The organism is Pantoea sp. DY-15, assembly GCF_019795935.1.
GTDB classification, from domain to species: Bacteria; Pseudomonadota; Gammaproteobacteria; order Enterobacterales; family Enterobacteriaceae; genus Pantoea; species Pantoea leporis.
This window is the reverse complement of the sequence record NZ_JAIMIF010000001.1, coordinates 499,187-511,898: the sequence shown is the minus strand read 5'-3', so window position 1 is coordinate 511,898 and position 12,712 is coordinate 499,187. Positions and strand designations below refer to the sequence as shown.

11 protein-coding genes are annotated in these 12,712 nt (G+C 56.7%); 3 read left to right on the top strand and 8 right to left on the bottom strand.

Annotation, left to right across the window (positions count from 1 at the left end; translation table 11 throughout):
* Nucleotides 1–87 precede the first annotated feature (87 nt).
* Nucleotides 88–744: an HAD family phosphatase gene (locus K5Y32_RS02490; protein WP_222181712.1), complete on the top strand. Its 657-nt coding sequence runs from the start codon at nucleotides 88–90 to the stop codon at nucleotides 742–744.
* A gap of 1 nt (nucleotide 745) precedes the next feature.
* Here the strand turns inward: K5Y32_RS02490 and K5Y32_RS02485 are convergent, their stop codons facing one another.
* The 3 genes from K5Y32_RS02485 to K5Y32_RS02475 form a co-directional block, all read right to left on the bottom strand.
* Nucleotides 746–1,879, bottom strand: coding sequence for a PQQ-dependent sugar dehydrogenase (locus tag K5Y32_RS02485; protein ID WP_222181711.1), 1,134 nt, complete (start codon nucleotides 1,877–1,879; stop codon nucleotides 746–748).
* 104 nt (nucleotides 1,880–1,983) lie between these two features.
* On the bottom strand, nucleotides 1,984–2,640 hold the full coding sequence (locus tag K5Y32_RS02480; RefSeq protein ID WP_222181710.1) for a DUF3313 domain-containing protein: 657 nt from the start codon (nucleotides 2,638–2,640) through the stop codon (nucleotides 1,984–1,986).
* A gap of 118 nt (nucleotides 2,641–2,758) precedes the next feature.
* Nucleotides 2,759–3,394, bottom strand: a complete 636-nt coding sequence (locus K5Y32_RS02475; protein WP_101760997.1) for a carbonic anhydrase — start codon at nucleotides 3,392–3,394, stop codon at nucleotides 2,759–2,761.
* A 315-nt stretch (nucleotides 3,395–3,709) separates the two neighbouring features.
* Between K5Y32_RS02475 and rimO the strand changes: the two genes are divergently transcribed.
* Nucleotides 3,710–5,035 carry a 30S ribosomal protein S12 methylthiotransferase RimO gene (gene rimO / locus K5Y32_RS02470; RefSeq protein ID WP_222181709.1) on the top strand — a complete coding sequence of 442 codons (1,326 nt, stop codon included), beginning with the start codon at nucleotides 3,710–3,712 and terminating at the stop codon, nucleotides 5,033–5,035.
* On the opposite strand, the gene K5Y32_RS02465 is transcribed toward rimO, so the two are convergent.
* Nucleotides 5,032–5,481 carry a DUF4385 domain-containing protein gene (locus K5Y32_RS02465; protein ID WP_101760999.1) on the bottom strand — a complete coding sequence of 150 codons (450 nt, stop codon included), beginning with the start codon at nucleotides 5,479–5,481 and terminating at the stop codon, nucleotides 5,032–5,034. The two genes, rimO and K5Y32_RS02465, sit on opposite strands and share 4 nt — an antisense overlap.
* 114 nt (nucleotides 5,482–5,595) lie before the next feature.
* Here K5Y32_RS02465 and K5Y32_RS02460 point away from each other — a divergent pair, with 114 nt between their 5' ends.
* On the top strand, nucleotides 5,596–7,257 hold the full coding sequence (locus K5Y32_RS02460) for a methyl-accepting chemotaxis protein (RefSeq protein WP_222181708.1): 1,662 nt from the start codon (nucleotides 5,596–5,598) through the stop codon (nucleotides 7,255–7,257).
* 105 nt (nucleotides 7,258–7,362) lie between these two features.
* On the opposite strand, the gene gsiD is transcribed toward K5Y32_RS02460, so the two are convergent.
* The 4 genes from gsiD to gsiA form a co-directional block, all read right to left on the bottom strand.
* Entirely contained in the window at nucleotides 7,363–8,268 is a 906-nt protein-coding gene (gene gsiD / locus K5Y32_RS02455; protein WP_222181707.1) for a glutathione ABC transporter permease GsiD, read from the bottom strand.
* 10 nt (nucleotides 8,269–8,278) lie between these two features.
* Entirely contained in the window at nucleotides 8,279–9,199 is a 921-nt protein-coding gene (gsiC, locus tag K5Y32_RS02450; RefSeq protein WP_061717203.1) for a glutathione ABC transporter permease GsiC, read from the bottom strand.
* Between the two features lie 49 nt (nucleotides 9,200–9,248).
* Nucleotides 9,249–10,784 (bottom strand): glutathione ABC transporter substrate-binding protein GsiB, encoded by a 1,536-nt coding sequence (gene gsiB, locus K5Y32_RS02445; RefSeq protein ID WP_222181706.1) that lies wholly within the window; start codon nucleotides 10,782–10,784, stop codon nucleotides 9,249–9,251.
* Between the two features lie 63 nt (nucleotides 10,785–10,847).
* Nucleotides 10,848–12,704 carry a glutathione ABC transporter ATP-binding protein GsiA gene (gsiA, locus tag K5Y32_RS02440; protein WP_222181705.1) on the bottom strand — a complete coding sequence of 619 codons (1,857 nt, stop codon included), beginning with the start codon at nucleotides 12,702–12,704 and terminating at the stop codon, nucleotides 10,848–10,850.
* Nucleotides 12,705–12,712 lie beyond the last annotated feature (8 nt).

Below are 12,712 nucleotides of genomic sequence, written 5' to 3'. Positions count from 1 at the left end.
TGCGTGTAATTCCGATTTTTCGCAGAACGGTTAAGCCAGTCACAAATTTCCGCTAACCTGAACTCAGTCAGCCTGAGGAGAGCCGCGATGGACTTAGCCATTTTCGATTTGGACGAAACCCTGATTTGTGAAGACAGCACCAGCCTGTGGCTGCACTGGTTGGTTTCACAGGGCTTTGCCCCCGAAGAGATCATCCAGCAGGAGAAAATCCTGATGGAGCAATATCACACCGGTACGTTATCCATTGAAGAGTATATGAACACCACGCTGGCGCCACTCGCCGGCATGGCTACGATGACCGTTGAAGGCTGGGTACGCCGCTTTATCCATCGCGACATCATGCCGCGCGTGTTCCCTGCCGCCCGCGAGCGTATTGAGTGGCACCAGCAGCGCGGCGACACGGTAATGATCATCACCGCCAGCGGCGATCATCTTGCGGTGCCCATCGCCGAACGCCTTGGTGTACACGGCGCGCTGGCGATAGGCGTGGAAGTGGTGGATGAACGCTACAGCGGACAAACCTACGGCACCATGACTTATCGCGAAGGTAAAGTGACACGCCTCAGTGACTGGAAAGCGTTACAGCAAGATCAACGCTTTGAACGCACCTGGGCTTACAGCGATTCGATGAATGATTTACCGCTGCTGGCACATGCCGATCATGCGTGGGTGGTCAATCCCAATCCGCTGCTGCTGCAGGAAGCACAACAGCGCGGATGGGAAGTGTGTAACTGGGCACGCTAATTTAACCGCGTGGGGCGCTGGCTGTGTCTGGCAGCCCCACTTTCAGCAGCTTGCCGTTGGATTCATCGGTTAGCACGTACAGATAACCATCCGGGCCTTGCCGCACATCTCGAATACGCTCACCACGATTTTCCAGCAATCTCTGCTCCTCCACCACTTTCTCGCCGTTAACCTGCAAGCGAATCAAACTCTTCTCTTTCAGCGCACCAATAAACAGTGAATTTTTCCACTGCGGGAAACGCGCGCTGTTATAGAACGCCATGCCGCTGATGGCCGGCGAGACTTTCCAGAAATGCAGCGGTTGCTCGGTGCCTTCGACTTCACTGCCCTTCGCTTCCGGCACTTTCTGCCCGCTGTAATCAATGCCGTGCGTCGCCAGCGGCCAGCCGTAATTTTTGCCCTTCTCGGGGATGTTGACCTCATCACCGCCGCGCGGGCCGTGTTCGCTTTCCCACATTTGCTGCGTCCACGGATTGAGCGCCAGCCCTTGTGGATTGCGCATGCCGTAGGACCAGATTTCCGCGCGCGCGCCTTGACGATCGACAAACGGATTGTCCGGTGGAATTTCACCGTCTTTGGTCAGACGCACGATTTTTCCGGAGAGTTTATCCAGCTGTTGCGCGCTGCTGCTGGCGAAGTTGTCACCGAAGGCGATATAGAGAAAGCCCTGACGATCAAATGCCAGTCGCGTGCCGATATTGGCGCCGCCCGACAGCTTCGGCGTTTGCTCCAGCACCACTTTAAAGTCACTCAGCTGACGGTTGTCATTGCTCAGGCGACCATAACCCACCACGCCACCCGCCCGACCGCTGGCATCGGCGGTGGTGTAGCTGAGCCACACGCGGCGGCTTTCGGCGAAGTCCGGTGCCAGCACCACATCCAGCAAGCCACCCTGACGATTCGCCCACACCTTCGGCACCCCGCCGATCGGTGGCGACAAGCCTTTACCCGGCTGCCAACTGCGCAGCTGGCCGGATCGTTCAGTGATTAACAGCGTTTGCTTATCGGGTAGAAAAGCCACGGACCACGGATGGTCGAGCTTGTCCTGAAGCACCTGAACCTGCACATCGGCAGCGAATAACGGTAAGGACGTGCTTAAAGCGCCAAACAGCAGCGCGGCGGGCAGTAAACGCATGGCATTCTCCTTTATCGCGGTCTGCCGTAAAGCGTAGTCAGCGCGTGACAAAGGATGTGCAGGATTTACAAAACATTAAGCCCGACACGCGGCCGGGCACAGGTTCACGGCGCGGAGAACGCCACCGCATCGCGCACCATCTCATCAATCCCTGGGCGCAGATCGGTGAGGGTAATTGGCGTGCTGTTGTTCGGTAAGGTTTTACCAAAGGCTTTGCGCACCACTTTGATCAGCGGCTTGCCGGTTTGCGCATCCACCGCTTCCACTTCGAGGAACAGCGCGCTCTCTTGCGTACGATGTCCGGTCGCCGCCATGGTGCTGGCGACGACGGCGGCAATTGGCACCACTTCGTAGAACTGCACGCCTTCGTTTTCTGCGGAGACCGCGGTAATCGCCGCCTTCACCAGCAGCGTATGCGGGCCTTTGGTGGTCACCAGCGGTTTGCGTTCAGATATTGCCCGCTTCAGCTGGCTATCGGTGTAGCTGCGCACCTCATCCAGCGTTTGTTGCGTAATACGCGCGGTTGGATGCGCTGCCGGATAGTAGACCAGCGGCGTGTAAACCACGCTTCGATAATCGGCATCATGATAGTCAGGAGAAATCCAGCGCAGCGTTGGTTTGCCGCTGGGTGATTGGGCCGATTGCAGCTGGCTGTAATCACCGAGAAAACCGGAATATTGTTTTTTGTCGGCCACATGAGAGGTACAACCCGCGGCCAGCAGCGCCAGCGTTAACACGGGAACACAAAGGGGAAATCGCATGAGAGAGCCCTTATCAGAGGTAATTGCTTCTCAAGTGTAGAAGTTGGTTATCAGCGCGGAGAGAAATATTCGTGAAATGCGAGGAAAAACCACCTGCAATGCAGGTGGTTAGGCGGAATTACTCAAAGCAGGTTTCCGGGTTTTCCGACAGCGAAATAAAGGATTCACCGCCTTTGGTCAGGGCAATGATTCCGCCACTCTCAATATCATAAACCCATCCATGCAGGCGAATTTTGCCTTTACGCAGCGCTACCGCTACGGAAGGGTGTGTTTTGATATTGTTCAGCTGCGCAATCACGTTCTCTTTCACCATTTCGTTGAGACGCTTCTCAACGGAATCGTAGTTACGCTCTTCCACCACCGCTTTCGCCGCGTTGGCGTAGTGCAACCAGTGATCGACCGCGGGCATGGTTTCGAGATCGGCATTGGAAGCAATGGCGTTCATGGCACCGCAGTTAGAGTGACCACAAATAATAATTTCGGTCACGCCCAAAGCGACAACCGCGTACTCAATGGTTGCGGACACGCCGCCCGGCTCTGGACCAAACGGTGGCACGATATTACCGGCGTTTCGGATCACGAACAGCTGACCCGGCTCCGACTGCGTCACCAGCTCTGGCACCAGACGGCTGTCTGAGCAGGAGATAAACAGGGCTTTGGGATTTTGGTTGGATGCCAAACTTTTGAAAAGATCCTTCCTTTCAGGGAACACATTCTGTTGAAAATTCAGAAAACCTTTGACGATCTCTTGCATATGTCTGCTCTCACATTATCCACTTCTGCCCTGGCAGTGAGGATTCACTATCAGTGCGATTTGAAATTTTCAGCGAAGATAACAACTTACCTTCACCGACCCAACATTTAAGCAAAAGGCGCCAGCTTACACAACTCGGATCGCCACAGAGGGCCATTGCGCCAGCGAGTGAGCCGCACCGCCAACAGAGTTAAGCACAATCATCATGCATTAGTTACCCCATAAGGAGATTCTTACACAGCCTATACATTTTCCCCGGCAACCTCTGTACAATCGCCCCCCTATCCACACTAATTATGATGAATTTTTATCCTTATGAGCCATGTCAAAAATCCACCGCGCGTGGGGTTCGTCTCCCTCGGCTGTCCGAAAAACCTCGTCGACTCTGAACGCATCCTGACGGAGCTGCGTACTGAAGGCTATGACGTGGTGCCACGCTACGATGATGCGGAGATCGTCATCGTTAACACCTGTGGATTTATTGACAGCGCCGTACAGGAATCTCTGGAAGCGATTGGTGAAGCGCTGAATGAAAACGGCAAAGTGATCGTCACCGGTTGCCTCGGTGCCAAAGTGGATCAGATCCGCGAAGTGCATCCGAAAGTGCTGGAGATCACTGGCCCGCACAGCTACGAGCAGGTGCTGTCGCACGTGCACACTTATGTGCCTAAGCCAGAACACAATCCGTTCCTGAGTTTAGTGCCAGAGCAAGGCGTCAAACTGACGCCGCGCCATTACGCTTACCTGAAAATTTCCGAAGGCTGCAACCATCGCTGCACCTTCTGCATCATTCCATCGATGCGTGGCGATCTTGATAGCCGCCCAATCGGTTCGGTGCTCGACGAAGCTAAACGTCTGGTCGAAGCGGGCGTGAAAGAGCTGCTGGTAATCTCACAAGACACCTCCGCTTACGGCGTGGATGTTAAACATCGCACCGGTTTCTGGAACGGATCGCCGGTGAAAACCAGCATGGTGAGCCTGTGCGAGCAGTTAGCCAAACTCGGCGTGTGGGTGCGTCTGCACTATGTTTATCCTTATCCGCATGTGGATGATGTGATCCCGCTGATGGCCGAAGGCAAGATTCTGCCGTACCTCGATATTCCGCTGCAGCACGCCAGCCCGCGCATCCTCAAGTTGATGATGCGTCCCGGCGCGGTAGAGCGTACGCTGGAGCGCATTAAACGCTGGCGTGAAATCTGTCCGGAGCTGACGCTGCGTTCAACCTTTATCGTCGGCTTCCCGGGTGAAACCGAAGAAGATTTCCAGATGCTGCTCGACTTCCTGCAGGAAGCGCGCCTCGATCGCGTTGGCTGCTTCCAGTACAGCCCGGTAGATGGCGCAACTGCTAACCAACTGCCGGATCAGGTACCGGACGACGTGAAGCAGGATCGTTTTGATCGCTTCATGCAGCTGCAGCAGAAGATCTCCAGCGAACGGCTGCAGGAGAAAATCGGCCGCGAAGTGCTGGTGCTGATTGATGAAGTGGACGAAGAAGGCGCGGTGGGACGCAGCATGGCTGACGCCCCGGAAATCGATGGCGCGGTTTATCTGAACGGCGATCGTCAGGTGAAAGTCGGCGACGTGGTCCGCGTTAAAGTGGAACACGCCGATGAATATGATCTGTGGGGCACGCGCGTTTAACCATACTTCTGCTGGTGCGCACGCTTGCGCGCCAGATAGTCAGTATCCGCGCGCAGTTTATCCCAGCACGCTTTGAAAACGGCCGCCGCAGCGGCCTTTTCTTTTTCTGTGGTACGCGGCAGTTCGTTGCCCGCCTCGTCATATTTACGCCCGCCCTGATGATTACTGTAGCGGCGTGCACGCGTATAACCCATCTGAATATATTTGCGCGCCATATCCATACCGACAAAATCGTCCTGCGCGCGATATGCCTCAAACAGCTGCATAATCTGCTGTGAAGATTCTTTTGCCAGCTCGACGGTGCGAAAACGCCAGTGCGGCAGAATCTCACTTTTATAGGGCTCGACCATCAGCACGCCCTGCTCGCCGCGCCCCACCTGATACAGCTCAGGCTGCTGGCGAAAATTGATGTGCTTGAAATCCTGCTCGTAGTTAAACGCTTTCATCTGTTTTTCCCGCCTCTCATCGTCCCGTGACGTAATTATTTCCTGCTGGCACTTAAGCGATTTGCTTTTATACCGATAACCTGGATATCAGCCTACTTCCTCAGAGACGCACCTATGTTTAAACGAATGAAAATTGTGACAGCCATCATGATGATATTGGTGGTTTTCACCGCGATGCAGGCGATTTCCGGCTCGCTGTTTTTATCATCACTGATTACCGGACAGCATAATTTCACCACCAGTAATCAGCTTTCACATCAGCAGCGTGAGCTGGCCGACGGTTGGCAAACGCTGGTGAAAACGCGCGTAATCATTAACCGCGTCGCCATTCGTATCCTGAAAAAACAAACGGATGAAGCGTCCGTCGCCGCCATCAACAAACTGCTGATCAGCGCGGGTGCGTCACTGGATGAAGCAAAGCAACATTATGACCTCTACCAGAGCATGCCGCGCATTGCCGGACAAAGCGCTGATTCAGCCAGTGTAGTCGACGCTAAATTTGCTGCCTTCGCAGAATTACTGAAACAGTCGGCAGCGTTCCTGAAAGCCAATGATTACGCCGCCTATGGCAACCTTGACGCCCAGCAGGCTCAGGACGATCTGGAAGTCGCGTACAAGCAATGGCGCGAGCACAACGTGCAGCTGCTGGCCGAGCGCAATGCGGAATATGATAATAACTATCAGCACATGCTGGTGTTGGTCGCCGTGATGGCGATAGTTGTGGTGCTGTTGCTGGTTGCGGTGTGGATTCTGGTGCGTCGCATTCTGCTGGAGCCGATGAAGCAAGTACAACATCAAATGGAACGCCTTGCTGATGGCGATCTCTCAATTAGCCTGCATGTGGAAGGCCGCAGTGAAATGGCATCGATTGCCGCCAGCCTCAACCATATGCAGCAGTCACTGCTCAGCACCATTAACAATGTGCGTGATAGCGCGGATGCGATTTTTGGCAGCGCCAGCGAGATTGCCACCGGCAATAACGATCTCTCTTCACGCACCGAGCAGCAAGCGGCATCGCTGGAAGAGACCGCCGCCAGCATGGAACAGCTGACCGCCACGGTGAAACAGAACGCCGATAACGCGCGTCAGGCCACGCAGCTGGCGAAAACCGCTTCGGAAACCGCTGATAAAGGCGGCAATGTGGTGGATGGTGTGGTGAAAACCATGCGCGATATCGCCGACAGCTCGAAGAAAATCGCCGATATCACCAGCGTGATTGATGGCATCGCCTTCCAGACCAACATCCTCGCGCTCAACGCGGCAGTTGAAGCGGCGCGCGCCGGTGAACAAGGACGCGGTTTTGCCGTGGTAGCGGGTGAAGTGCGCAATCTGGCACAGCGCAGCGCTCAGGCGGCGAAAGAGATCAAACTGCTGATTGAGAATTCCGTGCAGCGTGTCAACACCGGTTCGCAGCAGGTGAGCAGCGCCGGTGAAACCATGCAGGAAATCGTCAGCGCTGTTACCCGCGTCACCGATATCATGGGCGAGATTGCTTCAGCGTCCGATGAGCAGAGCCGCGGCATCGACCAGATTGGTCAGGCGGTGAACGAGATGGATCGCGTCACGCAGCAGAACGCCACGCTGGTGCAGGAATCGGCTAACGCCTCAGCGTCGCTGGAGCAGCAGGCCAGCAGCCTCTCTTCTGCGGTAGCCCGCTTCAAAACCGGCACGCGCCAGGCCGCTGCGCCGGTGGCGAAAGTGGTGAAACCGGTGATGAGGCCAACCCGCGCGCAGCCTGCCGCCGCGCACAGTAATGACAATTGGGAAACGTTTTAAGGGCGGGATGGTGCGGTTATTGGAAAGGTCGCCATGAATGGCGACCCTACGAATGATCGAGAGCGCGTTTTTGTAGGGTCGCCATTTATGGCGACCGGACCAGCATCAGGTCTTCAATTTCGGATCAAGCGCATCACGCAAACCATCACCCAGCAGGTTAAACGCCAGCACGGTGAGGAAAATCGCCAGGCTAGGGAAGATGGCGACATGCGGCGCAATTACCATATCGGCGCGCGCTTCATTGAGCATCGCGCCCCACTCCGGCGTGGGCGGCTGCGCGCCCAGGCCAAGAAAGGACAAACTCGCCGCCGTGATAATCGAGGTACCGATACGCATGGTGAAATAGACCACAATCGACGACACCGTGCCGGGCAGGATGTGACGCATAATTATGGTCCAGTCCGACGCGCCAATACTGCGTGCCGACTCAATATAGGTTTGATGTTTCAGCACCAGCGTATTGCCACGCACCAAACGGGCAAACGCTGGAATGCTAAAGATCGCCACCGCGACAATCACGTTGCTCATACCGCTGCCCATGATCGCCACCACCGCAATCGCCAGCAGAATGCCGGGGAACGCGAACAGCACATCGCAGATACGCATGGTGATGCGATCCCACCAGCCTTCGTAATAGCCCGCGAGCAGACCTAAAACCGTGCCGATCAGTGCGCCAATCGCCACCGAGAAGAAACCCGCAATCAGCGAGATGCGCGTGCCCACCAGCACACGGCTGAAGATATCGCGCCCCAGCGAGTCAACGCCAAACCAGTGCATCAGCGACGGCCCTTCGTTTAGCCGGTCGTAATCGAAATAGTTTTCCGCATCAAATGGCGCAATCAGCGGCGCGATAAACGCCACCACAATCAGCAGCAGCACAAACAGTCCGGCCAGCAGCGCCACATGCTGACGGCGAAAGCGCCGCCAGAATTCGCGCCACGGCGTGCGTACCCGGTTTTCCGTGATAGTCGGCAGGGTTTTCAATGCCGTGGCTCGTCGCCAGTTCTTCAATTGCAACTCCTTACTTGTAGCGAATTGCCGGGTTGATTGCCGCGTACAGCACATCAACAATCAGGTTAATCAGGATGAATTCCAGCGAGAACAGCAGCACTTCGGCCTGAATCACCGGGTAATCGCGCATCTCCACCGAATCCACCAGCAAGCGGCCTAAGCCTGGCCAGTTGAACACCACTTCCACCACAATCGAGCCGCCGAGCAGGAAACCAAACTGCAATCCCATCATGGTGACCACCGGGATCATCGCGTTACGCAGACCGTGTTTCACCACCACCAGCGATTCGCGCACCCCTTTGGCGCGCGCGGTGCGCATGTAATCTTCCTGCATCACCTCCACGAACGACGCGCGGGTGAAGCGCGCCATCACCGCCGCCACCGCCGCACCCAAGGTGATCGATGGCAAAATGTAGTGTTTCCAGCTATCCGCGCCAACGGTCGGCAACCAGCCGAGCTCGACAGAAAACACCTGCATCAGCAACATGCCAAGCGCAAACGCCGGGAACGAGATGCCCGACACCGCCAGCGTCATGCCGATGCGATCCGGCCAGCGATTGCGCCACACCGCTGAGGTGATGCCAATCGCCATACCGAAAATCACCGCCCACACCATGCTGCTGAGTGTCAGCCACAGCGTCGGGAAAAAGCGCGCGGCAATTTCATCAATCACCGGACGTTTCGAGACCAGCGAATGGCCGAAATCGCCCTGCACCGCATTAATCATAAAGTGCCAGAACTGCTTGATCAGCGGCTGATCCAGGCCGAGATCCTGACGCACCAGCGCCACCACCGAGGCATCCGCTTCCGGGCCGGCAATCAGGCGCGCCGGATCGCCTGGCAGCAAATGGACGAAGAGGAACACCAGCACCGCCACAATCAGCAGCGTGGGAATCAGTCCCAGTAATCGTTTGAGAAAATAGTTGAGCATGCGAAGTCCTGCGCAGCATCGGCCAGCCCGCTAAGGCTGGCCGCGTCTGTTACTTCAGATCGGCCTCATCAAAATTGAATGAGGTATCGGGCATGACATAAAAACCACTGAGGTTTTTATTGTTGGCTGACAGCAGTTGTTCCACCACCAGCGGGATCCACGGATGGTCGTTCCAGATGCGATCCTGCGCGTCTTTGTACAGCTTAGCTTTCTGATCGCGATCGGTGGTTTTCAGCGCATCGGCGAGATCTTTATCCACCTGCGGATTGCTGTAGAAGGCGGTGTTGAAGATTGCTGGCGGCCATGAAGTGGTGGCGAACAGCGGCGTCAGCGCCCAGTCGGCTTCACCGGTCGAGGCGGACCAGCCGGTGTAGAACATGCGTACACCGCTCTCTTTCTGCCCTTTGCTCTCTACTTCAGCGGCACGCTGACCGGCATCCATCGCCGTCACTTTCACCTTCACGCCCACCTGTGCCAGCTGCTGCTGGGTGAACTGCAGCACTTTCTGCGCGGTGCTGTGGTTGTGCGAAGACCACAACGTGGTTTCGAAACCGTTCGGGAAGCCCGCTTCTTTCAGCAGTTCGCGCGCTTTGACCGGATCATATTTGATTGCCGGATAGCTCTGCGCAAAGTCGATGCTCGGCGGCACGATGCCGGTGGCTGGCGTGGCGTAACCGGCAAAGGCGACTTTTGCCAGTGCCTGACGGTTGATGGCGTACTCCAGCGCTTCACGCACTTTCGGATTATCAAACGGCTTTTGCGTCACGTTGAGGCTGATGTAGCGCTGCATGATCGACGGCGTGGTGACCACATCGAGCTTGCTGTTGCCTTCCAGCAGTTTGGCCTGCTCGAACGGCACCGGGAAAGCAAAGCTCGCTTCGCCAGTTTGCAGCATCGCCGCGCGGGTGTTGTTATCCACCACCGGACGCCAGGTAATGCTATCCAGCTTCGGATAGCCTTTTTTCCAGTAGCCGTCCCACTTCTTCACTTTCACGAAGTCGGTCTGGTTCCAGGTATCAAAGGCAAACGGGCCGGTTCCTACCGGATGGAAGCCGATATCTTTGCCATATTTCTTCAGCGCGGTCGGGGAAATCATCACCGCCGCCGGATGCGCGAGATTATTAATGAAGGCCGAGAACGGCTGCTTCAGGGTGATTTTCACTGTGCTCGGATCGACCACTTCGGTGGTGGCGATATATTTGAACAGGTTATAGCGTTTGAGATGGTTATCCGGATTGCTGGCGCGATCGAGGTTCACCTTCACCGCTTCGGCATTAAAGTCAGTGCCATCCTGGAATTTCACGCCGGCGCGCAGCTTGATGGTGTAGGTCAGGCCGTCGCTGCTCGCCTGATAACTTTCCGCCAGCACGTTGGTCAGCTTCATGTCTTTATCGAAGCCGAACAAGCCCTGATAGAAGGACTTCGCCACCGCCTGCGACAGCGTATCGTTAGCGTCATACGGATCGAGCGTGGTAAAGGTCGAGGCCACCGCAATCACCGCATCTTTCGCCGCCCACGCGGGCAGCGCCAGCGCCGAACTCAACAAACCGGCAGTGATAACCCCTTTTCGCATAATATGGTGCATCGTTATCGTTCTCCTGTAATCCCTGTCATGCGCGACATCCAAAGATGTGCGGTTGTTTGCTGCTCAGGCGCCGCTAATTGCGTGCCGGGCGACAAAATGGCCCGGTGCCACTTCCAGTAAAGGCGCCACTTCTGGCTCATCGCCCAGCGGGCGAATCGGGCTGGGGATCTCATCCACCATCAGCGCCCGCTCACGATGCCGATGGGCCGGATCGGCCACCGGCACCGCGGCCATCAGTTTTTTGGTGTAGGGATGGCGCGGCTGCTCAAATACCGCCTGACGCGGCCCCATCTCCACAATTTGTCCGAGATACATCACCGCCACGCGATGGCTGATGCGTTCCACCACCGCCATATCGTGCGAGATAAATAAGAAAGCGATACCAAATTCACGCTGCAAATCGAGCATCAGGTTGATGATTTGCGCCTGAATCGACACATCCAGCGCCGACACCGATTCATCGGCGATCACCACTTTGGGATTGAGCGCCAGCGCGCGCGCAATGCAGATGCGCTGGCGCTGGCCGCCAGAAAATTCGTGCGGATAACGCTGCGCATGTTCCGGCAGCAGGCCGACGCGCTCCAGCAGCCAGGCAACGCGCTTCTCCGCCTGACGGCGATCCAGCGTTTTGTGCACCAGCAGCGGTTCCATGATCGAAAAACCCACGGTCAAACGCGGATCGAGCGAGGCGTAAGGATCCTGGAAGATAAACTGGATATCGCGACGCAGCGACGCCAGCGCATTGCCCTGCAGCGCATCGATGCGTTGGCCGTCAAAAGTAATGGTACCGCCCTGGCTGGCTACCAGCCGCAGCAGCGAACGCCCGGTAGTGGATTTTCCGCAGCCGGATTCCCCCACCAGCGCCAGCGTTTCACCGGCATGGAGATCGAAACTGACTTTCTCGACCGCGTGCACGCGGCGTTTAACGCGATTGAGCAAACCGCCGCGAATATCAAAGCGCGTGACTAAATCGCGCACCTGCAAAATCGGCGGTCGATCGTGACGCACCGTGTCCTGCGGTGCGGCCAGTTCTTCACGTCCGTTGCTATGCAATAAGGGAAATTTAGCCGGTAGCGGCTGGCCGTGCATCGCCCCCAGTTTGGGCACCGCCGCCAGCAACGCGCGGGTATAGGGCTGCTGCGGGTCGGCAAACAGCTGCTGCACCGACGCGCGCTCTACCACATCGCCGCGATACATCACCTGCACGCGATCGGCCATCTCCGCCACCACGCCCATATCATGGGTGATGAAAATCACCCCCATCTGCATCTCTTTTTGCAGCACGCGGATCAACTGCAGAATTTGCGCCTGAATAGTGACGTCGAGTGCGGTGGTGGGTTCGTCGGCAATCAGCAGCGCCGGTTTGCACGACAGCGCCATGGCAATCATTACGCGCTGGCGCATGCCGCCTGAAAGTTGATGCGGATAGCGTGATAACACATTTTGCGCTTCGGGAATGCGCACCAGATCGAGCATGCGCCGCGCTTCCGCCAGCGCCTGTTGGTGACTTTTGCCCTGATGCAGACGGATGGATTCCGCAATCTGCTCGCCGACGGTGAACACCGGGTTGAGCGAGGTCATCGGCTCCTGAAAGATCATCGCCATATCGGCGCCGCGCACTTTGCGCATCTGACCGTTCGACGCGCGCATCACATCCAGCACCTCGCCATTGCGACGCCGCAGCTGGATATCTCCGCTCACGTCGCCGCCGGCCTGCTGAATCAAGCGCATCAGCGCCAGCGAGGTGACGGATTTGCCCGAGCCCGATTCGCCCACCAGCGCCAGGGTTTCACCGCGATGCAGGTCGAGCGACAGGTTGCGTACCGCTTCGGTAATGCGACCTTCATGCTCAAAGCGCACGTTAAGATCGCGCACCGCCAGAACCTGCTCCGGCGCAAACTGCAGCTGTTGGTCCGTCATGCCTGCTC

What these genes read in the sequence shown, in the direction of transcription:
- K5Y32_RS02475 (WP_101760997.1), bottom strand. Translation starts at nt 3,394, where the DNA reads ATGCAAGAGATCGTCAAAGGTTTTCTGAATTTTCAACAGAATGTGTTC.
- gsiA (WP_222181705.1), bottom strand. Translation starts at nt 12,704, where the DNA reads ATGACGGACCAACAGCTGCAGTTTGCGCCGGAGCAGGTTCTGGCGGTG.
- gsiB (WP_222181706.1), bottom strand. Translation starts at nt 10,784, where the DNA reads ATGCACCATATTATGCGAAAAGGGGTTATCACTGCCGGTTTGTTGAGT.
- K5Y32_RS02460 (WP_222181708.1), top strand. Translation starts at nt 5,596, where the DNA reads ATGTTTAAACGAATGAAAATTGTGACAGCCATCATGATGATATTGGTG.
- K5Y32_RS02485 (WP_222181711.1), bottom strand. Translation starts at nt 1,879, where the DNA reads ATGCGTTTACTGCCCGCCGCGCTGCTGTTTGGCGCTTTAAGCACGTCC.
- K5Y32_RS02465 (WP_101760999.1), bottom strand. Translation starts at nt 5,481, where the DNA reads ATGAAAGCGTTTAACTACGAGCAGGATTTCAAGCACATCAATTTTCGC.
- gsiC (WP_061717203.1), bottom strand. Translation starts at nt 9,199, where the DNA reads ATGCTCAACTATTTTCTCAAACGATTACTGGGACTGATTCCCACGCTG.
- K5Y32_RS02490 (WP_222181712.1), top strand. Translation starts at nt 88, where the DNA reads ATGGACTTAGCCATTTTCGATTTGGACGAAACCCTGATTTGTGAAGAC.
- K5Y32_RS02480 (WP_222181710.1), bottom strand. Translation starts at nt 2,640, where the DNA reads ATGCGATTTCCCCTTTGTGTTCCCGTGTTAACGCTGGCGCTGCTGGCC.
- rimO (WP_222181709.1), top strand. Translation starts at nt 3,710, where the DNA reads ATGAGCCATGTCAAAAATCCACCGCGCGTGGGGTTCGTCTCCCTCGGC.